This window comes from Mangrovimonas xylaniphaga (assembly GCF_001280435.1).
In the GTDB taxonomy this organism is placed as follows: domain Bacteria; phylum Bacteroidota; class Bacteroidia; order Flavobacteriales; family Flavobacteriaceae; genus Mangrovimonas_A; species Mangrovimonas_A xylaniphaga.
This window is the reverse complement of record NZ_LBIP01000013.1, coordinates 1,225,198-1,249,193: the sequence shown is the minus strand read 5'-3', so window position 1 is coordinate 1,249,193 and position 23,996 is coordinate 1,225,198. Positions and strand designations below refer to the sequence as shown.

Genomic DNA, 23,996 nt, shown 5'->3' with positions numbered 1-23,996 from the left:
CCAATAGGGAGTAAACAAAGTATCCAGATGCTGTATTGCGGTATTTTGTTATGAATCACTTTAGCATTTTTTACGCGTCTTTTCTTTCCGCTGTATTGGATCCAATTTTTGAAATAAAGAATGATGGCCAAAATACCAAACAATGTCCAAGCTTTAGAAGATGACATGGTATTTACTCGCATTTGATTTAAAAATTCTGAAAAGAAAACTCCCAAGAATAGTAGAAAGGAGCATTGCACGATAGTTAGATAGATGGTGCTTATGCGGGTTGCCTTGGTTTTGTATTTTGTTTTTAAGAGGTTAAAGGCGCTAAAAAATAGTGCGTCAAAGAAAGTCATATGCGTTAGGTTTTAAACAAAAAAAAGCCGACTTAAAAGTCGGCCGAAAGATAGATATAGTTTTGTTTAGTTTGACGCAATGATGGATAAATCATCAATTTGATAGGCGCCATCCAAGGTGGTATCTGTTCCTGAACCTACCACTTTAAAGGCTGCATGTAAGGTTCCTGAATAGGAAGAAAGATCAATTAGCCCGGAATCCACAAAATCATACCAGTCATCTGATTGCGAGGCAAAATTGGCACTTATAGGTTCCCAAGTTGCAGCAAGCACATCGGTGCCATTGTAGTTGGTAGAAACAAATAGTTCTATAGTGTTTTCAGGAGAATCCAAATGGTGTTGTGCCGTTTTAAAGTTTAAAAATTCATTGTCCTGGGCATCCATGTCGAATGCTGGAGTGACAACCCAAGCAATATTGACAGGGCTTCCGGAATTGTAGGTGCTAAATTCAATATAGCCATTTCCTGAATAGGTTTTTTCTCTCCATTTATAATTGCCTTCTTCGTTGAAATTGGTCCATCCTTCAAAATCAAAGTTGGTATTGTTGATAGCTGTTTGAAAGTCTTCTTCAAAAATTACTGTAAAATCCGAAGGGTCCAGAAGAGAACAACGCGTATTGTTAAGGTTAACATCTTCAGTATTGTTTAAGGTCAATACCAAGGTACTTCCGTCAAAAGTTTTGTTTACAATTGCTGTTATTAAACCGTTTCCTGTGGGTAATAGGTCGTCTTTGAAATTGGCAAATGAACTAGTCTCTAGAGGAAAGGTGGCGTAACCAAAACCATCACAGGTTTGAAGGGTTCTTTGTGTATCGTAATCTTCGATAGGGTCAAAATAGGTGGCTCCTTCTAGGTTGTCTTCAAATTCTACATTGTCAACACTAATGAGCATTCCAATATTGTCATCGGATATTTGGGAAAAGGTCATTGCTTTAGGGCTAATGGTAGTGGTGTTTTGGGAGCGCAATAAATTAGTCTTGATTTGGTTTTCAGTAAGGGCTACCACAGTGGTCCCGTATTGATCGGTTTCTGTTTTGCCTCCAATGGTTGTGACACCGTTACCAACGCGCTCTTCTCCTACGTATAGTCCTTTTAGATTGATGTAAACTTCTCTTCCAGGATTGAATTGATTATAGGAATCTACCCTGTTCAAGATTACTTTTAAGGCATTGGTAGGGTTTTCTGGAGCGTTTTGAAAAAAGAATTCTTTATAAAAGTTTCCGGTAAAGTCGGACGAGGTTACATAGCCTTTTACATAAATATCGGAAGTAATTTGTTCGATGACTTCTCCTTCTTGGTACATGGCCTTTACAGTTTCCATGGAAACTTCGGTGCCATTTTCCAATAAAGTTTGTAGATTTTGATTCTCTTCATTGCCAAGAGTTGTTGGTACTGAAAAATCGTCATCTTGAACGCAGGAAGTTATTGTGGTTATGAAGGTGAAAACCGTTAAAAGCCTAATGTATCTTTTCATTTGTGTACGGATTACTAATTTATTTTTCATAGTTGTTTTTTTTAAAATTTGAAGTAAACATTTACAAAGTAGGTTGTGCCTCTACCATACCAATATTTTGGTGAAAATACGGGTATGTCGTTACTGGCGTCCTCTTTTAGCTCTTGGTAATTGGCGTTTCTTCCTTGTTCAAAACCACCGGTTTTATAGGTCTTGTTCAAAAGGTTGTTGATGCTAGCAAAAAAGCCTATGTAATAATCATTGATTTTCCACGATTTACCTCCAATAAGGTTTACTACCATATAGTCGTCAAATCGTTCTTGTTTCAACAGTTGTTTGGCAATTTCGGGGTCGTAATCATTGAAAGGAAGGCCGTCGCTGTCCAAATAGAAGTTTCGGGTTCTAGTCAACGGGCTAATATCTACATAGGTGTTTGTAAAAAAGTTGGAAGTGGCTCCTACCCACCAATAATCTGGATCTCGATATTCAAATCCTATGGAATAGGCTTTTTGTGGACCTCCTGCTATTTTGTAGTTTTTTAGGTTGGATTGACCAAAATCAATGCCATTTTCATTGGTAAAACTTGATGATGTTAGATATAAATTAGGGTTGTTGTCGTAGGTGTATTGCCCTATAGATGCGACTCCCTTAAGCTTGATGGTTGGGGTGACTTGGGCTTCGATTCCAATTTCGGTGCCTAGGTGTTTTTTGTCAATTCCCTGTAGGATTTCCTGAACAAAGGCAGAAGAGTCATTGTCTTCAATTTCAAAACTGCTGATGCCGTCTGCGTAATAAAACGAGATTTCGTTGGCGTCTTCAATTTTGGTGTAGAAAGCAGTGATGCGAGCCTTAATAATTGGAGATCTAAAAATGTAGCTAGCATCTACAGAAGTTAGTTTTTCTTCTTCAATACCTCTTACAACGGCATCGTTTTCACGGGCGTTGGAGTAGGTGTTTCTCAATGAAGGCGCTTTGGTAATGAAACCAGCGTTAACATCCAATAAATGCTTTCCTGTAATTTTATAGGTGAATCCACCTTTGGCTCCAAAGCCATTAAAGGTGAGCTTTTCGCCTTTCCCAAGCGAGTTGTCCTGATAGCGTTCATGCTGCCAAAGGCCTTCACGTTGGTATGTAGTGGTGCTTAAACTTCCCGAAAGGTAGAAATCTATTTTATTGTATTTGAACAGTGCCTGGGCATATCCTGAAACCACAGAGGCCAAAAGGTTGTAGTTGTAGCGAATTTTTCCGCCTTCACCCACAATTCTATCGGGGTTTTGAAGGTCATACTGAAAGTTGTCAAAACTGTCCAAGTTTAAATATCCCGAACCTCCCAAGAGATCCATAATTTCTGCAAAGTTTTCCGAATTTAAATTTTTGTAGTCCATACGGGCATTCAGTAAAATGTTCTCTGAAATCTCGGAAGAGAAAATAGAGTTCACCGTAAGTTGCTGGTCGTCGCTTCGGTCTTCATACAGCACATAAGCGTTTGGGTTGCCCGTGATATTGTTGGTAAGGTTGGCATCGTAAATCCGGTTCCAATCTATTTGTCCATTATTCAAGAAATTTTGTTCCAATTGGTAGGCGGTGTCGTAGTCTGGTCCGTCAGGGTCTGCCAAGGCATAACTTGGTAAGAGCTGGTAATAGGTGGGACTTGGATTGGCGCCACCCGAATAATCCAATCTACTATTTCCTAACTTTCCAAATTGGTAAGCAATGTTGGTATTCAATTTGGTTTTGTCGCTAATGTCCCAATAATGATTCAACATAAGGATGGGCTCTACCACTTCCTTGATCCGCGAGTTGCGTTTTTCTCCATCGTGATAGCCCCAATACTCGTTGTATCTGATGTCTTTTAAATCATAAACCTCCTGTGTGTTTGGTGATGATTTGCCTCTTCTATTTGGGGCATAAATGGAAGTGAAATTAAGACTGTGCTTGTCGTTGATTTTCTTTTCAACAGACGCGAAGATGGAATTGGCATCGTAAAATGTGGCATCCTGATAGCCTTCATTTCCCCAGCGTCTGCCCACAGATATGGCATAGGCCCAATCGCCTTTTACCAATCCTGAGGCGTATGTACCCATCACACGATGGGTGTAACTTCTGTTGGAAGAAGAATAGGTCACACGGCCACCTCTTCTATAGCTCGAGGCTCTTGTATTAATATTGTTAGTTCCTAAAATTCCTCCAAATGTATAGTTGGAAGGTGCTAGGCCTGTTGTGAGTTCTTGGTTGCGGACCACGTCATTTAGTCCGCCCCAATTACTCCATTGTGGCCTGCCGTTGAAAAGTTTGTTCATTTCGATCCCGTTAATCAACACCGAGCCATTCTCCGAATCCAAGCCTCTTACCTTAAAAAAAGAGGAACTGAACTCAAAAGCAGCTGTACGTTGAAATACATCCTGTGAAGACTGTAGCAGGCCAGAAATATTGTCGGAAGCACTGGTGTCATCATTTAATTCGTCATCAGAAAGTGTGATAGTAAATAGATCGGCAGAATCGGAGACATCAATCGCCATTGTCATATCAGAGATGTCTACTGTTTTGCCGGTTTGGATAACAATGGGATAGCGTTTGGCAATATACCCTGTCTTTTCAATTTTAAGGACCTGTTCTCCCAAAGGAAGGTTTTCCGAAAAAGTAAAGCTTCCAAAAGCATCGGTTAGTGTAGTTTGCTGGCTGGATTCAATGGTAACTATTACGCCGGGGATGGGTTCAAATGTGGCTGCGTCTTTTACGCTTCCTTTAACGAGGGTTTGTTGGGCAATCAATAAAATAGGAGAACAAATGGTAACTATGAGGGCAAGTAGTTTTCTTTTCATACTTATGGTTAGTGTTAAAATGCTCTTGTTTGTTAAGTAACAGTTATTTAAAGCTAACTAAAATACATTATTTATAAGAAATAAATAAATTTGAATTTGAAACTGTTAGATATTAATCAAAATATAACGTTCACTAAATGAAAAGTTTAAATTACTGGTTGTTTTTGCTGTTTTTAAGTGCATCATTGGTCATAACTGCCCAGGAAAAGAAGAAATTTAAAATCCACACGGTTGCCTTTTACAATCTGGAAAATCTCTTCGATACTATCAATGACCCGGTAAAGTTTGATGAGGCCAGCCCAATTTTGGAAATGAAAACGGATATCAAGGAGGTATATATGAAAAAGGTTCATAATATGGCTAGAGTGATTTCTGAAATCGGGACAAATATTTCCAATAATTCTCCTGTGATAATTGGGGTTTCCGAAGTGGAGAACCGTCAAGTTTTGGAGGATTTGGTAAACGATTCCTTGCTTATAGGTAAGGACTACGGAATTGTACATTTTGATTCGCCCGATGCACGGGGTATTGACGTGGCTCTACTTTATCAAAAGGATTTATTTAGGCCGCTTCATGATGCTTCTTATGAATTGAAAATTTATGATGATGAGAGTCAGAAGCGGATTTATACCCGAGACCAATTGCTGGTGTCCGGGGAATTGGAAGGGGAACTGATTCATATTATTGTAAATCACTGGCCTTCCAGACGTGGAGGGGAGGCTAAAAGTAGGCCAAAAAGAATTGCCGCGGCCAAATTGAATAAGCATATGATTGATTCTTTACAGTCTATAGATCCCTATGCTAAGATCATTACCATGGGCGATTTGAATGACGATCCTACCAATGCCAGTGTGAAAAAGGTGTTGAATGCCAAAGCCAATCGTGAGGATGTGCAGTTGAAAGGTATTTATAATCCGTATGAAGACCTGTTCAAAAAGGAGGGATTGGGAACCACTGCGTACCGTGATGCCTGGAGTTTGTTCGATCAAATATTGATGACCAAGCCTTTAATTGAAAAGGATTATTCGTCGTTTAGGTTTTACAAAGCGGGAATTTTCAATAAAAACTATTTGACCAATAAATATGGTCGGTATAAAGGTTATCCATTGCGGAGTTTTGCGGATGGAGGTTTTACCGATGGATTTAGCGATCACTTTCCTGTATATATCTATTTGATCAAAGAAGTAGCTGAATAAAAAAAAGGCGCCAATGAAAATTGACGCCTTTTTAATTTTTATAACCAGTTGCTCCAAGGGATTCTAGAGAGAATTAATATCAATCCTAAAGAATAAAAAATAGCTAAAGACTTGAATTTTGGTTTCGATGTCAATTTCTTTTTGTGTTTCGAGTAACCAATGGTGATAAAGGTTACCGCCAAAATGGCTACAAATGGATGTTCAACGGCCATAAGTCTGGATAGGCTGTTTAAGCCTCCCATGCCATTCATTCTTATGGTTTGCAATCCGTTGGGAGATACAAAGTATAAAATAAGCCCTAACAATAATTGAATATGAGTCACAATAAGCGTGAATAACGAGATTCTGAAATCTTTTGCAGAGAATTCTTTATCGCTGAAAAATTTCATCAACGCATTAAAGGTTGCTAAAATTAAAATAATGAGAACCAGATAGGCCCAATATGAATGCAGAAATTTGATTGTACTGTACATTGTATATATTTAAATAATTGGTTCAACAAATGTAAGCAATTTATAAATGGGAGGAGATTATGGTTTAATTTGAAATTGTGATTTTTCGTTGGGTTTGATTGCCGAATTCATCCATAACGGTAATAAGGTGTTCTCCGGTTTCAGGTAAAATGGCCATTTCATGAAGGGTTTCGGTTTGTCCAATAAAGGTTTGGTCCAAATACCAAAATACTGTTGCGTCCTGTTTGGAATGTGCTATTTGGAGGATGAACCCTAATTAATATAAAATCCAGACCTGGGGATATTTTTTATTTGAATGTTAACTGAAGGTTAATTGAAGGTTAAAAGAGAGTATCAATTTTAAAATAAAGATCTATAGATTTAGATTACAATGCTAATTCAAGTCAATTTTTTAAATGAGATTAATCAACCAGCTGCTATTGGCTTTGATATTGGGAACTTTTCCAGGCTATGCCCAATTGGGATTTTGTACAGGAACTTCTGGAGAGCCCATTTTTGTTGAGGATTTTGGAACGGGTACAAGTAATGGGCCACCATTGCCAAGTACTGTTACAACATATAATTATGTTACTGGTTATGGTAGTTTTGCAGGAGGGGAGTATACCATTTCCAATACTACCGATTATCACAAATGGTATAAAACCAGTGACCATACACTTGGCGATGTTAATGGGAAATGTATGGTGGTAAATGGCAGTTTTTCAACTGGAGTGTTTTATCAAATACAAGTTGAAGAATTGTGTGAATTCACAACTTATGAATTTTCTGCTTTTGTTTTAAATTTAATTAACCCGGCGACTACCTCTTGTAATCCTGCAATTCCTATCAATGTGACCTTTCAGATTTGGGATGAGACCAATAGCGTACTTATTGCATCTGGAGATACAGGCAATGTTTATGAGTCTTCTGAGATTACTTGGAATCAATATGGTTTGGTATTTCAAACGGAAGCGGGGCAAACCTCGGTGATTTTGAAAATGATCAATAATGCACCAGGAGGTTGTGGAAATGATTTAGCAATTGATGATATTGTCTTTAAAGCTTGTGGAGATACGACAGTGGTGACCGATGAATTAGGTAATACCGAAACAAGTATTTGTAATAGTGCCATTCCTAATGACTTGGATCTTATTGCTACACCTGATTATGCTGTGTATACTACTCATGCTTTTCAATGGCAAGAGAGTGTTGATGGCGTAAATTGGACGGATATACCTGGAGTTACGACTCAAAATGTTACTGTAACTGTAGATGGTCCAACATATTTCAGGACCAAAGTGGCGGAAGCAGCTGTTAATCTAAGCAACGATCAATGTATTACTTATTCCGAAGTATTTTTCATTGATATTAATCCAGATCCAGCACTAGCAATAAGTGACGGGGATATAGATTTTAATTGTGATACAGGTCAGGCTTTATTATCCGTTACTGCGGAAAATGGTCTTATTGTAAATTGGTATGATGCGCCTGCAGATGGGAATTTGTTGGCAGAAAATAGCCTTAGTTATGAAGCGACAATGGTCGGCAGTTTTTATGTGGAGACGGTAGATCCTGTAACGGGTTGTGTGTCGGTTTCTCGAACGGAAATATCGGCAATTGGTGTTATTCCCGAGGCGCCTTTGAGCAATGGGGATGTAGATTTTAATTGTTATGATGGGGCGGCTTTGCTTTCCGTTTCAGTGCCAGACGGTGTTCAGGTAAATTGGTATGATGCCGAAACAGACGGCACTTTGTTGCTAGCCAATAGTCCTATCTATGAAGCACTTCAAGAAGGCACGTATTATGCAGAAGCAGTATTTCCTGATACCGGTTGTACTTCGGAAACACGAACGCCAGTTTCAACGACTATTATCTATCCAGAATTGCCTTTAAACGCAGGTGATGTATATGTGTGTGAAGAAGGAGCGGCTGAATTGAGTGTTACTGTACCCGCTGGAGTGACCGTGAATTGGTATGATGCCGAGACAGGAGGGAATTTGTTAGTGGAAGATAGTACTTCTTTAGAGGTTTCTGAATTGGGAACTTATTATGCTGTGGCTGTTTTTGAAGATACCGGCTGTCCTTCACAAGGAAGTGTTCCTGTAAGCCTGAATCTTTTCGAAACCCCAGATGTTTGGGACGAAACCTTATATTTTTGTGAGGGGGAATACATAATGCTTCACACCGATATTATGGATGTGAGTTATCTATGGAATACCGGACAAACAACAGAAGGTATCAATGTAAACGAACCTGGAGTTTACACAGTGGAAGTGACCAGTCCGGAAGGGTGTAAAGCCACCAAAACCATAACCTTGATCGAAATTGGGCCACCGGTGATTCAAAGTGTGGTTTCAGATGGCGCTACTATTATCATTAACATGCAAAATGAAGGAGATTATATGTATTCTTTGGATGGCATAGATTATCAATCCAGTAATGTGTTCAATAATGTGCCCGGCGGGTATTATACCATCCATGTACAAGAAATTAATGGTTGTGAAGAAGCAGTGATGGAATATCTACATTTTATGATTCCAAAGTTGATGACCCCTAATTTCGATGGACACAATGACCGTTTCGATTTGGTAGGAATCGAGTCCTTTTCATCTTCAGAAGTTTATGTGTTTGATCGTTTCGGGAAATTGTTGGTGAGTTCAAGGAATACCTCTTTTGCTTGGGATGGCACCTATAATGATGCCTTAATGCCTACAAGCGATTATTGGTATTTGATCAAGATTGAAGGACAGGTTTTTCAAGGACATTTTACCTTGAAGCGATAATCAACATGTTTTAGAATTCGTATTCGCGCTCTACCTTGCAGATTTTTACATTGTACCAGCTGTACCAATGGGTTCTCCCTTTGTGTTGAGATACCAAATGTTCACTGTGTTGTTTCCATTGTTGGATGCTTTCTAAACTTTTCCAATAGCTAACGGTGATGCCTATGTCATTTCGGGCACTATCTATTCCCAAAAAGCCTGGTTGTTTCTGGGCTAGATCTTCCATTTGTTGGGCCATTTCAGTGTAGCCTTCAAGTGTGTTGCTGTGTTTTGAGGTGAAAATAACCGCATAATAGGGTTGAAACTCTATATTCATTGGTTGTGTGTTAAGAGTGGGCAATGGGCAATTTACGTTTTCCCCAAGTTAATACCTGTACACCTTTGGAGTAGTGGCTTCGATTAGGAGGGGTCTTTAAAAACATATCGAACTTAGGGTAGTGGACCTCCAATTTTTTGACATTGATAGTTTGAATGGGCCATTCCAAATGATGGACATCATAGGCAATTAGGTTGTCGCGATAATCCTGAAAAACGGCATAACGTTCGGTAAGCCAAATATCGGTATCATCTTTATAAATCAAATACTCTCCAAGCCGATATTCCACATCAAGACTATTGTTTTGTTTGGTGTTTTGCGAGTGATAGCTATAATCGTTGCGCTTGATATTGGCATGTTGGTAAGGGAATTTTGAAATCATTTTCAAGATGCTGCAAGAGGACCTTTTGCTACCTTCCATACTCAAAAAATAAACGCTAGGTTTTCCATGTCTTTTGACATAAGTACGAAGGTTGATTTCATGAAAATCCGAAATATGGGGCAATTTGGGAACGCTACGTACGCCAATATTGTTCATGTCGAAGGCCACCAAACTTATCCATCCTTTTCCATTTATGGTATCTAATTCCAATCCTTGAGGGAGTAGTGGCTCCAATTCTTTTGGCTCTAGTTCCCAATGAAAAAAAAGGGCCTTGTTCCATTCTTGATAAAATTTCCAAGGCCTTTTTGGTATGTTAAACGAGCGGTGTTTTGTGTGTTGTAATAGCTCTGTCGCTTTCATTTTGGTGTATTTTCAAGGAGGATATTGGTTCCAAATAGGCTTCCTTAAAAATACGGATTTATTTGTTTTCAGCTTGTACATATTTATGAGATTTTAGTTGATTATGAGTGTCTTGGGGTTGTAGTGAAAAGTCAAGAATCTTGATAGGTTGAGTTAGTTGTGTTTTATAAAAGCGACTTATTATTAGTATATTCGCAAAAAAGCAAACAAATAATTCAAAAATTTTAAATTATGCAGGCAGTTGCAATAGATTTCGGGATAGAAAAAGCGCTAGAGGAATTAGGGGTGAAAAATATAAATGAAGGGACTTCTACAGGATCTCAAAGTTTTTCAAATGGTGATATTATTGAAAGTTTTTCTCCAGTAGATGGACAACTTATTGCCAAGGTAAAATCTACTAGAAAGGAAGATTATGAAAGGGTTATGGAAGCGGCAACTTCTGCCTTCAAAATTTGGCGCAGTACTCCTGCTCCTCAAAGAGGGGAAATTGTAAGGCAGTTTGGGGAAAAATTGAGAGAGAAAAAGGAAGCGCTAGGAAAATTGGTGTCTTACGAGATGGGAAAATCTTATCAAGAAGGTTTGGGTGAAGTTCAGGAAATGATAGACATCTGCGATTTTGCGGTTGGTTTGTCACGTCAATTGCATGGTTTGACTATGCATTCGGAACGCCCTGGGCATAGAATGTACGAACAGTACCATCCTTTAGGAGTTGTTGGTATTATTTCGGCCTTTAATTTTCCGGTAGCAGTTTGGTCTTGGAATACGGCATTGGCTTGGGTTTGTGGTGATGTGTGCGTATGGAAACCAAGTGAAAAGGCGCCGCTTTGTGGAGTGGCTTGCCAGAATTTGGCTGCTGAAGTTTTTGCCGCAAACAATTTGCCTGAAGGAATTTCCTGCTTGATCAATGGTGATTATCGTGTAGGGGAATTTATGACCAAGGATACTCGAGTGCCTTTAATATCGGCAACAGGCTCCACCCGAATGGGAAAAATTGTAGCACAGGAAGTGGCTGCTCGTTTAGGAAAATCTTTATTGGAACTGGGAGGAAACAATGCGATTATTGTAACGCCAGATGCAGATATTAAAATGACTGTGATTGGCGCTGTGTTCGGGGCTGTGGGAACTTGTGGACAACGCTGCACATCTACTCGTCGATTGATTATTCACGATAGTATTTATGATAAAGTGAAGCAGGCCATAGTGGATGCTTACAAGCAATTGCGAATAGGAAATCCATTAGATCAACACAATCATGTTGGGCCGTTAATTGATAAGGATGCTGTGGCCATGTATGAAGCAGCTTTGGAAAAAGTGGTTGCTGAAGGGGGTAAAATTTTGGTTGAAGGCGGTGTTCTTTCTGGAGAGGGTTATGAAAGTGGATGCTATGTAAAACCTGCCATTGCGGAAGCACAGCCAGAATTTGAAATTGTGCAGCACGAGACTTTTGCGCCAGTACTGTACTTGTTGAAATATTCTGGAGATGTTGAAAATGCCATTGAGATTCAAAATGGTGTTGCCCAAGGGTTGAGCTCTGCAATTATGACCAATAATTTACGTGAAGCAGAACGCTTTTTGTCGGTTGCAGGGTCTGATTGTGGAATTGCCAATGTAAATATTGGAACTTCAGGTGCCGAAATTGGAGGTGCTTTTGGAGGTGAAAAAGAAACCGGTGGCGGACGCGAGTCTGGTAGTGATGCCTGGAAAGTGTATATGCGTCGTCAAACCAATACCATTAACTATACTACTGAGCTGCCATTGGCACAAGGGATTAAATTCGACTTGTAGAAGACGAACCATAGTTAGAAAAGCTCCATTGAAAAATGGGGCTTTTTTTGTTTAAAGCGGATTAGATTTACTTGTAAATAATTTCATCTGTTACCTTATTTTAAGTCAGAAAAATTTTCCTTGTCCATTTATGTTAAAAGTTGCCCAAAATTTAGTAATTTCAAGGTTAATTAATTAATCCTTAGCTAGATGAGTAAATTAACGTACCAACTCGGTATTCTGATTACAATCCTTCTTGGCGCATTTTTAAACTATTATTACTGCTGTGATAAGGTGGAGGAAATTGTGGTGGAAGAGATTGTTTCAGAACCAGTAATTGAACCAACCAAAAATCCATTTTTGGTTCAAGATGCCAATGGCAATTTGGATGTCAAGGTTAATGACAATTTTAACTTTAAGACATCGGAAATGACCATTTTAGAGCCACTTTCCGGAAAAGTTACAGAAGGGGTAATGCAATTGTCGGCCTATTTGACTGAAAACCCAGACAAGTCTGTTAGTATTACAGGGTATTACAAAAGTGATGAGGTCAACCACACGGCTTACCCCAATTTAGGATTGGCCAGGGCTGGAGCCGTCAAGAACTATTTTGTATCCAAAGGAATTTCTTCACGAGTTATTGATACTCATGGCAAGCTATATGATGCCATGGTTCCTGATGCAGACAACATTTATTACGGTCCTGTGGAGTTTGCTGTGGCAACTACTGGGGATCATGGTGATTTGGATGCTTTGGCAGATGAGATCAACAGTAACCCTTTGGTGCTGAACTTTGGAATTGATGAGTTCGTCATTAAGCTAACCGAGGAACAGCGTGAAAAGTTTGCCAAAATCTCAAGATACCTTGACAAGGTGGATGGTGCCACTTGTACCATTGTTGGGCATACCGACACCACGGGTCCAGAAGATCACAATATGGTATTGGGTAAAGAACGTGCCGATTTTGCCAAAACCTATTTGGTTAGACATCACATTCCGGAGGCTAAAGTCATGACTGAATCCAAGGGGTCTTCAGAACCTATTGCAGACAATAGCACTACCGGAGGGCGTGCTGCTAACCGAAGAACCATTGTAACTGTTAACAAACCATAAACCAAAAAGATAAATTATGAATATGTGTAGTTTAATTCCAATCATAGTCGGGGCCATTTGTGCCCTGTTAGGGTATCTGTTAGGCAAAATGCTAGGAAAAGGACCTGACAATACCGCAGAAATTCAAGCGTTGAAAAACAAGATTGCCGAGTTAGAGGGCAACCTGAAATCCTGTAAAGATAAACTTGGAGCCATCCAAATGCAGGATAGTCGTATGGCGGCTGCCATGGCGCATGCTGCTATGCCTTTTAATGCTGCGGAAGCCAAGGCAATCTTTGGCAAAGTTGTCAAAGAAAATGACTTGACTATTGTAGAAGGTATTGGTCCTAAAATTCAAGAGTTGTTTCATAAACATGGCGTGCATACTTGGAAAGCACTATCGGAATGTAGTGTGCCGAAATGTCAAGAAGTGTTGGATGATGGTGGTGAAGCCTATAAAATCCATAATCCAAAAACTTGGCCAAAACAGGCTTTATTGGCCTATGAAGGCAAATGGAAGGAACTTTTTGATTGGCAACAAGAACTTGATGGAGGCCTTTAAATAAATTAGAGTGGTGGGGCTGTATGATAAAAGCCGTTTCGATTTTCGAAGCGGCTTTTTTATTTTAATAAAGTATTGGTTTAAAAAACAAAACCCTATTTCAATGCCGAACTTTTATCGGGAGAAATAGGGTATGTATTTAATTGATTAATAGCTAGGCTAAATTCGTGAAAAAGAAGTTGATGAATTGACGGAAATCTATAATTGGTATCAAAAAATGTATAATCGGTAAAGGTCTAAAAGACCATTTAACTGTACTTCACTTTTCTTAAAATCCGCATGGCATCTTTGTAGGAATCATAGATGCTTTCGCTGTATTGTCTTAAGTAAGGTTTGGCCTCGTTCAATTTGTCAATGGCATTGTGAAACAAGTTGAGATAGCAGATTAAATAGGTTTCAGGAAGGTTTCTTAGGTCGGCAAGTTCATTGGGTGTTAAGGTGAGTCCTTTTTTCAGTTTTGCCAATAAAGTGTTGTTGGTGTTGTAAATGTGGTGCAAAACCTTTTTATCGAATTGAGGGGGTTGGAACAATAATTTGGCGTCTATATTGTAATTGGCGTTGTCCTCAAAACTGATAAGCGTTTCTTCCAAAGGGTAGTATCTGTAGGAGTTTTGAAGCCCTAATCTAACGTATTCAATGATTTTGAAACTGCTATCGTCGTAACTAATGGAAACCTCGTCTAGATTGGAAAAGAAAATTCGAACTTGTTCATTTACCAATTCAATATCTACTCTGGAAAAGAATATTTCCTCTTTAACCGTCTTTTTCTTTCCAGACCAACACAATACGAAGTATTCCTTAAAAACTTTGTACTGCGGGTTGTAATCCTTGCGCTTGTTCATGAAGTCGAACACGCCATCCAAAGTATATTCAATATTGTTTTGGGAATGGTGCTCGATGGCCTCCACAATTTTAGAGTTGACGTCTTTGATTTCAACATCGAAAACTTTGGGCATGCTCATACTGCCTTCCCTAAAAAACACAGAACCTCCGTAGTATTTCCAAATGTTTTTCCTAAGGGAAGTAATCTTTCCAATGGGCCTGATGGTTACCAAACCCACCACCTTGTTGTCTGGCAAATGCGGAAAGGGAATATTCTCATATTGCACAATTGGTGGGTTGGTTAAATAGGCGTTGATCAGGTTTTGAATCTTACTGTCATCAAAGAAATCCACTCCCCAAATTTTATTATCTTCATCATCAACACCAATAACGATATACGAGTTGTTTTTGGGGTTGCTATTGGAAAGTGCACAGATGTGCTTTAAAAATTTGGCCTTTCCTTCCTTTTGGCTAATATCGATTTTACGCTTTTTATCATAAAAACTGTTCTCGTCGTTATGTGCGAGTAGGTTTTTAATGAGTAGGCGCTTATTAATCATATAGCTGTTTCTTAAAGGTTATAGCTCTTTTTTAACGATGGTTGAGGAGGCTTGTGCAGTTGGAAACACCAATAAGTCTGCAACGTTGACGTGTGAAGGGCGTGATACTACAAAATAAATGATGTCGGCAATGTCTTCGGCCTGAAGCGCTTCAAATCCTTTGTAAACGGTATCCGCTACAGGGTCTCCTTTAAAACGCACTTGAGAGAATTCGGTTTCTACCATCCCGGGATTCACGGCACTTACCTTAATACCAAATTGGTTGAGGTCAATGCGCATTCCTTCCGTTATTGCCAATACGGCATGTTTGCTTCCGCAGTAAACATTTCCTTTGGGGTATACTTCTTTTCCCGCAGAAGAGCCAATGTTGATAATATGACCAGATTTGCGTTCTGTCATTCCAGGAATTACCGCTTTGCTCACATACAACAGTCCTTTCACGTTAATGTCCATCATAGCGTCCCAATCGTCTAAAGATCCAGTTTGTATAGGGTCCAATCCATGGGCATTACCCGCATTATTGATTAAAATATCGATATTTTTGAAATCTTCGGGCAAGGAAGCAATGGCATTTAAAGTGGCTTCTTTGTCTCTTACGTCAAAGTTTAAAGTAATCACATTGGTCTCTTTCTTAAGGGCTTCTTCAATAGTGTCCAAACGTTCTTGTCGTCTGCCGCATAATACCAATTGAATGCCGTTTTTGGCAAAAATATGGGCGGTGGCGCGTCCAATTCCGCTGGTTGCTCCGGTGATTAAAGCAGTTTTTTTCATTGATTTTATATTAACTAGGTAATTTTAGCGTTTATGATTTTAGATTATTGCAAAAATGCCTTTCCTAAATTTAGAAATGGCATAAATTTGCAAACTTTTTTGGCGGTACAGGCCTTTAAAAACAAACTAAAGTTACAGAAATGTAAAGGAATAAAGTAAGCTGAAGAAAGCTTATTTGTGAAGTTTTGACTGTTTATGTTAAAATATTTCTGTAATCGATTGTTTTTTAGAAATGTATGGTCGGATTTTTGAGTTGAATAATCTAAAAGAAGGATATGTTGCGTATATATAGACAAAACCCCAAATTATTTATGAAGATTTTAAAAACATCCTTTTTATTATTTAGTGCTGTCATATTTTTTACCCTTTCAAATTGTAGTAGCGATTCCTCTACCGGAAATGGCGTGGAAGGCACCTCTTTTATTTCTGTTAGATTATCCGATGAACCTGGCGATTTTGATAACGTCTTTATAGATGTTCAAGATGTTATGGTGAAGGTGAATGATAACAGCGACGGCGAAAGCGGTTGGCAGAGTTTAGGTCCTATCAATGCTGGTGTTTACGACCTTTTGGAACTTACCGGAGGTATCAGTGTATTGTTGGTAGACAATTTTGAAGTGCCTTCTGGCATGTTGAATCAAATTAGATTGGTGTTGGGCAACGATAACACTGTTGTTATTGACGGAGTGACACATGACTTACAAACCCCAAGTGCACAACAATCTGGTTTGAAGATTAAGGTGAATGAAACCTTGGATCCCGGATTTACCTACGAATTCTTATTGGACTTCACTGTTGATGAGTCTATTGTAATTGCTGGCGATTCTGGAAATATCAATTTAAAGCCAGTTATCTATGCCAGTGCAGAATATGCTTCTGGAATCATTGAAGGGATGGTTTCTCCATCCAATATTCAAGCGGTCGCTTCTATTGAAGTAGATGGAAATATTATTTCGGCTTATACAGATGAAGAAGGCGTTTTCAATTTAAATGGCGTGCCTCAAGGAACTTATGACGTTACCATTAACCCTGCAGAAGGTTCTGGATATACGTATACAGTGGTTGAAGGTGTTGAAGTTATCAATGGCCAATATACAGATGTAGGTGTTATCAATTTGCCGTTAATGCCTGGAAGTATCGCGGGAACGGTTCTTAACGAAGGACTTTCCGCTACTGCCTCAGTAATGGTGGAAGGTGAAATGGTTTCTGCTTCAACTGATGAACTTGGAACCTTTTTGTTGGAAGGGATTCCAGCTGGAATATATAATGTTTATGTGGCGCCAGAAGAGGGTTCTGGTTTGGAAACTTCAGAATTTATAGAGATAGAAGTAATTTCAGGTGAAACAACCAACTTAGGGGACATTATGTTATAAAATGTTAGGAGCCTAATAAAAAATTGTTAAAGAGCAGCACAATCCGTGCTGCTCTTTGTTTTTTAACCTACAATTAACAGTTTGGCAGGAAAAATTTCAACAATTTGCAAGCCTCAATTAAGGATACTATATTCGAGTTTAAAAATAAATAGAATGGAACAAACAGGTACAATTGATATCAAGACCATCAATGAGAAAATTGAAAAAGAGAGTGCTTTTGTTGATTTGCTTACCCTAGAAATGAATAAAGTAATTGTAGGCCAGAAACATATGGTGGAGCGATTGCTTATTGGTTTGTTGGGGCAGGGACACATTTTATTGGAAGGGGTGCCTGGACTGGCAAAAACCCTTGCCATTAATACGCTGTCCAAAGCTGTACACGGGAGCTTTAGCAGAATTCAGTTTACTCCAGACCTGTTGCCTGCCGATGTGGTGGGAACCCTTATTTATAACATCAAGGAGAATGATTTCTCCATCAAAAAAGGACCAATTTTTGCCAATTTCGTGTTGGCAGATGAGATCAACAGGGCACCTGCCAAAGTACAGTCGGCTTTGTTGGAGGCCATGCAGGAAAAGCAGGTAACTATTGGTGATGAGACCTTTGTGTTGGACAAACCGTTCTTGGTAATGGCCACTCAAAACCCTGTAGAGCAGGAAGGGACCTATCCGTTACCGGAAGCGCAGGTTGATCGTTTCATGTTGAAAACCGTGATTGATTATCCTAAGTTGGAGGAAGAGCAATTAATTGTTCGTGCCAACCTAAAAGGTGCTTTTGAAAAAGTGAATCCTGTGGTGTCTATCGAGCAGATCTTGAGTGCCCAAAAGGCGGTTCGGGAGGTGTATATGGATGAGAAGATTGAGAAATACATCCTCGACATCATTTTTGCGACCCGTTATCCAGAGAAATATAGATTGGCCGATTTGAAACCGTTGATTTCCTTTGGAGCTTCTCCTCGTGGAAGTATCAACCTTGCCACTGCCGCCAAATGTTATGCATTTATCAAACGCCGTGGGTATGTAATTCCTGAAGATGTTCGTGCGGTGGTTTATGATGTATTGCGCCACAGAATTGGAATTACTTACGAAGCCGAAGCAGAAAATATTACTTCCGTAGATATCATCAATAAAATTGTAAACGAAATTGAAGTGCCTTAATCGGTGCCTTTACGAAATTGATTTTGTTTCGCAGCAAGGCCTTAGCCAAACTGTGACCAATACTTTATTTGCTGATTGCTAAATACTGTAAGCCAATATGGATACTAAAGAGTTATTAAAGAAAGTTCGAAAAATAGAGATTAAGACAAGGCGTTTGTCCGATCATATTTTTGGGGGTGAATACCATTCTACCTTCAAGGGACGTGGTATGACTTTTAGTGAAGTACGGCAGTACCAATTTGGGGATGATGTAAGGAATATTGACTGGAATGTAACGGCACGTTACAACGAACCTTATATAAAGGTTTTTGAGGAAGAACGCGAGCTTACTATGATGTTGATAGTAGATGTTTCGGGTTCTGAGTTGTTTGGTACGGAACAGCAATTCAAAAACGAAGTGGTTACCGAAATTGCCGCTACTTTGGCCTTTTCTGCCACACAGAATAATGACAAGATTGGCTTGATTTTGTTCTCAGATGAAATTGAGCTTTTCATTCCGCCTAAAAAAGGAAGATCGCATGTACTGCGCATCATTCGTGAGCTTATTGAATTTCAACCTAAAAGTAGACAAACCAATGTGGTGGAAGCCTTAAAGTTCTTGACCAACGTCATGAAGAAAAAGGCGATTGTATTTATGCTTTCCGATTTTATTGCAGACGATTATAAACAGACCCTAAAAATAGTATGTGGTAAGCACGATGTTACCGGAATTAGGGTGTATGATCAACGCGAAGAGGAAATCCCAAATATTGGTATGGTGCAAATGCAGGATGAGGAAACGGGCGAACTGATGTTGGTCAACACTCAATCTAAAACGGTACGCCGCAATTACTCTAAATTCTATCATGATAAGGTAGATTATTTTAGGGACAGCTTTACAAAATCTGGAGCAGGAACTATTGACTGCCGCGTAGATGAAAGCTATGTGAAAAAATTGTTGGGATATTTTAAAAGACGCGCTTAAAAAAGATAATAACCTATGAAAAACAGCCTCGGAATTATAAAATTGAATCTCAAAAAACAACTGCAAGTTTTGGGTGTTTTGTTTTTGGTATTCGGTTTTACAAAGGTTTCATATGGTCAAGTAACTTCAACCGTAGATTCTACCAAAATTAAAATTGGAGAACAGATTACCTATAAAATTGCCGTGGAAGCGGATTCAACAGATTTGGTTGTGTTTCCAGAAGGGCAAACCTTTTCGCCTTTGGAAGTCATCCAATCTTATGAAATAGACACGACAAAACAGGAGGCCAAATTCAACCTAATCAAGAAATATGGTTTGACCCAGTTTGATTCTGGGAGCTATATCATTCCAAATCAAAAAATTCTTATTGGCGACAAAATCTTTTTCACAGATTCTTTAAGAGTTGAGGTGAATACAGTCGTGGTGGATACCACCAAACAAGGCTTGTACGATATAAAACCCTTTATGGAAGTGAAAGAACCATCTAGCAATTGGTGGAAAATCCTCTTGGCTGTTTTGGGCATATTTGCTTTGGTAGGCGGTTTGCTATATTGGTTCTTATGGCGAAAAAAGCCATTGACCGAAGAAGAAAAAATAGCGTTGTTGCCGCCTTACGATCGCGCAAAAATGGCCTTGAAAAGCTTGGATGAAAGCGATTATTTGCAAAAGTCAGAATTGAAAGAATACTATTCTGAATTGACTTTCATCATTAGAAGGTATCTGGATGAAAAGGTCTATGACCGCGCTTTGGAAAGTACTACCGATGAGCTTATCGAACGTTTGTATTTGCTTAGAGAAGGAAACCAAATTTCCATAAGCAAAGAAGACATCCAAAACTTAGAAAGCATCTTGAAGCGTGCCGATTTGGTGAAATTTGCCAAGTCTGCTCCAGATGTGGCCTTGGCCGAAATGGATAGAAATACGATTGATTTGGAGATCGATCACGTGAAGGAATCCCTTCCTGAACCAACGGAAGAAGAGAAATTACTGGATCAACAATACAAGGAGGAACAGGAACGCAAAAAGAAACGCAAAAAAGTAATCATTACGGTTGTCATTGCCTTCTTCTTGATGATGGCTACGGTTGTAGGGCTTGGAATTAAATATGGCTTTGCCTATGTAAAGGATACGGTTATTGGTCATGAAAGTAAAGAACTTTTAGAGGGCGAATGGGTGAGTAGCGATTATGGGGTGCCGCCAATAAGCATTTCAACTCCTAGAGTATTAAAGCGCGTTGAGCTGCCGCTTCCAAAGGAAGCTCAAGGCTCTGTAAAAGTGACAGCATTTAGTTACGGAACCCTTTTGGATATGTTCAGCGTAATGGTAAGTACCACCGTCCTACAGCAACCACCACAAGGGCAACAAGCTCAGGGAGCCGATCAAAGTGCTCCAAAGATTGACTTGGCCCAAGCCTCAGAAATGGCTATTGCAGGTATGGAACAAAAAGGTGCTAAGGATATTCTGGTGAAAAGAGAACAGTTTATCACGCCCAATGCGGCCGAAGGTTTAAAAACGTACGGAAGTTTGAGCATTCCATTGCTGAATACAGAAACTTTGGTGCCTGCAAAATATACCATATTGCAATTTACATCAGAAAATGTGTTACAGCAGGTGATGGTTACCTGGCCAGATAATGACGTGTATGCTGATGAAATGATAGATCGCATTATCAATTCTGTGGAATTGGTTAAAAAAGAACAAGAAGCCGAACAAGAGAAATAAACAAGAGCTAAATGTTGGAAGGTATAGAGTTTTTAAATAAAGAATTTTTTTGGCTGCTGTTGGTGTTGCCCTTGGCTTTGCTATGGTATGTGTTGAAACACAAAAAGCAAACAGCCGAACTAAAGATTTCCAGCTTAAAAGGTTTTAAACTTACCAATACTTGGTTGCCGAAATTGAAGCATTTATTATTCGTTTTGCGACTTTTGGCTTTGGGATTACTTATTACAGCTCTAGCCAGACCTAGAACCGTGGATGTTTCCACTAAAACCAAGACTACCCGAGGTATTGACATTGTCATGGCTATAGATGTCTCGGCCAGTATGTTGGCAAAAGATTTACAGCCTAACCGTTTGGAAGCCTTAAAGGATGTGGCAGCAGAGTTTATCAAAGGGCGTCCAAATGATAGAATTGGTTTAGTAGAGTATGCGGGAGAAAGCTACACCAAAACACCAATTACCAGCGATAAGGCCATTGTATTACGTTCTTTGGACGATATTAAGTACAACACCATCATTGAAGGTGGTACGGCCATTGGTATGGGATTGGCGACTTCTGTAAACCGATTAAAAGACAGTAAGGCTAAAAGTAAAATCATCATTTTGTTGACCGATGGGGTGAACAATTCTGGATTCATCGATCCTAAAATAGCTAGTGAATTAGCATTGGAATACGGTATTAAAGTATATACCATTGGTTTGGGAACTAATGGAATGGCCCTGTCTCCAATTGCCATTATGCCTAACGGTAAGTTTCAGTATGGTCGTGTACAAGTAGAAATTGATGAGGCTCTGTTGAAAGAAATCGCTGAGGTTACTGGAGGAAAATACTTTAGGGCAACCAACAATAAAAAGTTGGAAGAGATTTATGCAGAAATCAACAAACTCGAAAAAACGGAAATAGAGGAATTCAAATTCTATAATTACGAAGAGAAATTCCGCCCATTGGTATTGTTGGCTAGTATTTTGTTGCTGGTTGAAGTGCTGCTGAGGTCTACTGTTTTTAGAAGTTTTGTGTAATAATAATTAAATGGATAACCTGATAACGGTTATCAACAAGAATAGATTATGTATCAATTAGACGAAAAAATATGGTTCTGGGGATTATTGGTCATTCCAATAATCATCCTACTCTTTTTGATGCTCCAGGTTTGGAAATACCGAGCCCAAAAGAAATTTGCCAATAAGGAACTGTTACAGCGTTTGAGCCCTAACCAATCCTTGTTTAAATCCATCTTGAAAATCGTGGTATTGTGTTTGGCCTTTGCCTGTTTGGCTTTGGCGATGGTGAACCCTAAGATTGGTACCAAACTTGAAACGGTAAAACGTGAAGGGGTGGATGTGGTGTTTGCTGTGGACGTGTCCAAAAGTATGTTGGCCGAGGATATTGCGCCTAACCGTTTGGAAAAGGCTAAGCAGTTGGTTACCCAAATCATCAATAATTTGGCCAGTGATCGTGTAGGGATCATTGCCTACGCAGGGAAGGCCTTTCCGCAATTGCCAATTACCACAGACTATGCTTCGGCAAAGATGTTCCTTCAAAATATGAATACAGACATGTTGTCTTCACAGGGAACGGCTATCGATGAAGCCATTGAATTGGCCAAAACCTATTTTGATGATGAAGAACAAACCAATAGGGTGTTGATCATCATTTCAGATGGGGAAGACCACAGCGAAATGTCTTCACGTGTTGCAGAAGAAGCCAATAAACAAGGCATTCGTATTTTTACCATTGGGGTTGGAGATGTGAAAGGAGGCCCTATTCCTATTAAGAAAAACGGGGTAGTGCTCAACTATAAAAAGGATAACAACGGTGAAACGGTAATTACGAAGTTACTTGAGGAAACCTTGAAAAGTATTGCTGAAGAAGCGAACGGGGAATATATAAATGGAAGTAATACGGCTACAGTTGTGGAGACCATCCATGAGATTTTGAACAAGATGGATAAAACAGAGTTTGAATCTAAGGAATTTGCCGATTTCAAAGACCAGTTTCAATGGTTTTTGGGCTTTGGGATTTTCTTTTTGTTCATCGATATTTTCTTGTTGGAACGCAAGACTGCATGGTTGAAGAAGTTGAATTTATTTAACGAAAACCTGTAGATTCCCTACTATTTAAGTAGCTTGTCGGCAGAACGGCAATTTTATAAATTTTTTAACGGACATAAAAAACAGGGTTTTATATCTTGGTATGTCAAATGGTTTAAAACAAAGGTTTTGGCCTTTTAGTTTAATAATGAAGTCACAAATGAAACAATTGGTTTTAGTACTCTTAATGGTCACCACTGGATTTTCCTTTGCGCAGGACAAAGACAAGGAAAAAGAGCAATTAAAGGCGATCCAAAAAGCCAATTCATATGTGTATGATGCCAACGAACTGGTAGAGCAGGAGGATTATACAGGTGCTGAAATGGAATACCGAAAAGCCATTTCCGAACAGCCTACTACTGTATCCGGAACCTATAATTTAGGAAATTCCTATTACGAAAAGGGCAATTATGATGAAGCGCTTTATCGTCACCAACAGGCAGCCAAAAATGCTACAGACAGAGCGGAAAAACACAAAGCTTTCCACAACATTGGAAATATCCTGATGAAAAATGAAAAGTGTCAAGAAGCTGTGGAAGCTTTTAAGAATGCCTTACGCAATGATCCATCAGATGATGAAACAAGGTATAATTTAGCCATGGCCAAAGAGTGTGCAGAGCGTCAGCAGGAAAACAATAAGGACAAGAAGGACGAAGACGAGAATAAGGAGGATAACCAGGATCAGGAGAAAGAAGATCAACAAAATCAGGATCAGCAAAACCAAGATCAAAAGGATCAAGGTGATCAAGATGAAAAAGATGGCGATGATCAAGAGGATGACAAAGGAAAGCCTAAGGACGACAAGAAAGACAATCAGGGAGGTGACGAGAAGGACAAGGAGCAGCAAAAGCCGCATCCACAGCCTGGACAATTGTCGCCACAACAGATAAAGAATTTATTGGAGGCCATGAACAATCAAGAACAAAAAGTTCAGGAGAAGATGAATGCCGAAAAGCAAAAAGGCACTCCCGTAAAAGCAGAAAAGGACTGGTAGAACAAATTTTCAAGATTTATAGTTGCAGA

Annotated in this window: 20 protein-coding genes; 12 read left to right on the top strand and 8 right to left on the bottom strand. The window is 39.3% G+C overall.

Features of this window, described 5'->3' with window-relative positions; genetic code table 11:
- Nucleotides 1-404 precede the first annotated feature (404 nt).
- A complete protein-coding gene (locus tag ZA06_RS05495) occupies nt 405-1,841 on the bottom strand; it encodes a DUF5689 domain-containing protein (RefSeq protein ID WP_240472206.1) in 1,437 nt (478 codons plus the stop codon).
- 11 nt (nt 1,842-1,852) lie between these two features.
- Complete coding sequence (locus ZA06_RS05490) at nt 1,853-4,612, bottom strand: carboxypeptidase regulatory-like domain-containing protein (RefSeq protein WP_053976373.1); 2,760 nt, start codon at nt 4,610-4,612, stop codon at nt 1,853-1,855.
- 137 nt (nt 4,613-4,749) lie between these two features.
- Here ZA06_RS05490 and ZA06_RS05485 point away from each other — a divergent pair, with 137 nt between their 5' ends.
- Nucleotides 4,750-5,808: an endonuclease/exonuclease/phosphatase family protein gene (locus ZA06_RS05485; protein WP_053976372.1), complete on the top strand. Its 1,059-nt coding sequence runs from the start codon at nt 4,750-4,752 to the stop codon at nt 5,806-5,808.
- A gap of 38 nt (nt 5,809-5,846) precedes the next feature.
- On the opposite strand, the gene ZA06_RS05480 is transcribed toward ZA06_RS05485, so the two are convergent.
- Nucleotides 5,847-6,281, bottom strand: coding sequence for a hypothetical protein (locus ZA06_RS05480; protein WP_053976371.1), 435 nt, complete (start codon nt 6,279-6,281; stop codon nt 5,847-5,849).
- A 64-nt stretch (nt 6,282-6,345) separates the two neighbouring features.
- On the bottom strand, nt 6,346-6,519 hold the full coding sequence (locus ZA06_RS16735) for a hypothetical protein (protein WP_262493377.1): 174 nt from the start codon (nt 6,517-6,519) through the stop codon (nt 6,346-6,348).
- Nucleotides 6,520-6,676: 157 nt separating this feature from the next.
- On the opposite strand from ZA06_RS16735, the gene ZA06_RS05475 reads away from it, so the two are divergent.
- Nucleotides 6,677-9,043 carry a T9SS type B sorting domain-containing protein gene (locus tag ZA06_RS05475; protein ID WP_053976370.1) on the top strand — a complete coding sequence of 789 codons (2,367 nt, stop codon included), beginning with the start codon at nt 6,677-6,679 and terminating at the stop codon, nt 9,041-9,043.
- Between the two features lie 10 nt (nt 9,044-9,053).
- Here ZA06_RS05475 and ZA06_RS05470 read toward each other — a convergent pair whose 3' ends face one another.
- Nucleotides 9,054-9,359, bottom strand: a complete 306-nt coding sequence (locus ZA06_RS05470; protein ID WP_053976369.1) for an antibiotic biosynthesis monooxygenase family protein — start codon at nt 9,357-9,359, stop codon at nt 9,054-9,056.
- A 10-nt stretch (nt 9,360-9,369) separates the two neighbouring features.
- A complete protein-coding gene (locus ZA06_RS05465) occupies nt 9,370-10,101 on the bottom strand; it encodes a YqjF family protein (RefSeq protein WP_053976368.1) in 732 nt (243 codons plus the stop codon).
- Nucleotides 10,102-10,332: 231 nt separating this feature from the next.
- Between ZA06_RS05465 and amaB the strand changes: the two genes are divergently transcribed.
- From amaB to ZA06_RS05450, 3 genes are all read left to right on the top strand, one after another.
- Nucleotides 10,333-11,886 carry an L-piperidine-6-carboxylate dehydrogenase gene (gene amaB / locus ZA06_RS05460; protein ID WP_053976367.1) on the top strand — a complete coding sequence of 518 codons (1,554 nt, stop codon included), beginning with the start codon at nt 10,333-10,335 and terminating at the stop codon, nt 11,884-11,886.
- 189 nt (nt 11,887-12,075) lie between these two features.
- On the top strand, nt 12,076-12,978 hold the full coding sequence (locus ZA06_RS05455) for an OmpA family protein (RefSeq protein ID WP_053976366.1): 903 nt from the start codon (nt 12,076-12,078) through the stop codon (nt 12,976-12,978).
- A gap of 22 nt (nt 12,979-13,000) precedes the next feature.
- Entirely contained in the window at nt 13,001-13,519 is a 519-nt protein-coding gene (locus ZA06_RS05450; RefSeq protein WP_316931753.1) for a hypothetical protein, read from the top strand.
- Between the two features lie 248 nt (nt 13,520-13,767).
- Here the strand turns inward: ZA06_RS05450 and ZA06_RS05445 are convergent, their stop codons facing one another.
- A complete protein-coding gene (locus ZA06_RS05445; protein ID WP_053976364.1) occupies nt 13,768-14,901 on the bottom strand; it encodes an ATP-binding protein in 1,134 nt (377 codons plus the stop codon).
- 18 nt (nt 14,902-14,919) lie between these two features.
- Complete coding sequence (locus tag ZA06_RS05440) at nt 14,920-15,672, bottom strand: SDR family NAD(P)-dependent oxidoreductase (RefSeq protein WP_053976363.1); 753 nt, start codon at nt 15,670-15,672, stop codon at nt 14,920-14,922.
- 311 nt (nt 15,673-15,983) lie between these two features.
- Here ZA06_RS05440 and ZA06_RS05435 point away from each other — a divergent pair, with 311 nt between their 5' ends.
- The 7 genes from ZA06_RS05435 (at nt 15,984) to ZA06_RS05405 (ending at nt 23,967) form a co-directional block, all read left to right on the top strand.
- A complete protein-coding gene (locus tag ZA06_RS05435; protein WP_053977076.1) occupies nt 15,984-17,045 on the top strand; it encodes a DUF4382 domain-containing protein in 1,062 nt (353 codons plus the stop codon).
- Nucleotides 17,046-17,198: 153 nt separating this feature from the next.
- A complete protein-coding gene (locus tag ZA06_RS05430) occupies nt 17,199-18,200 on the top strand; it encodes an AAA family ATPase (RefSeq protein WP_053976362.1) in 1,002 nt (333 codons plus the stop codon).
- Between the two features lie 97 nt (nt 18,201-18,297).
- Complete coding sequence (locus ZA06_RS05425; protein ID WP_053976361.1) at nt 18,298-19,164, top strand: DUF58 domain-containing protein; 867 nt, start codon at nt 18,298-18,300, stop codon at nt 19,162-19,164.
- Nucleotides 19,165-19,179: 15 nt separating this feature from the next.
- Nucleotides 19,180-20,886, top strand: a complete 1,707-nt coding sequence (locus tag ZA06_RS05420; RefSeq protein WP_053976360.1) for a BatD family protein — start codon at nt 19,180-19,182, stop codon at nt 20,884-20,886.
- An 11-nt stretch (nt 20,887-20,897) separates the two neighbouring features.
- Entirely contained in the window at nt 20,898-21,902 is a 1,005-nt protein-coding gene (locus tag ZA06_RS05415) for a vWA domain-containing protein (protein ID WP_053976359.1), read from the top strand.
- A gap of 48 nt (nt 21,903-21,950) precedes the next feature.
- Nucleotides 21,951-22,988: a VWA domain-containing protein gene (locus ZA06_RS05410; protein ID WP_053976358.1), complete on the top strand. Its 1,038-nt coding sequence runs from the start codon at nt 21,951-21,953 to the stop codon at nt 22,986-22,988.
- A 145-nt stretch (nt 22,989-23,133) separates the two neighbouring features.
- The gene (locus tag ZA06_RS05405; RefSeq protein ID WP_053977075.1) at nt 23,134-23,967 is read left to right on the top strand and encodes a tetratricopeptide repeat protein; all 834 of its coding nucleotides are present in this window, start codon (nt 23,134-23,136) and stop codon (nt 23,965-23,967) included.
- The last annotated feature ends 29 nt before the right edge of the window (nt 23,968-23,996 follow it).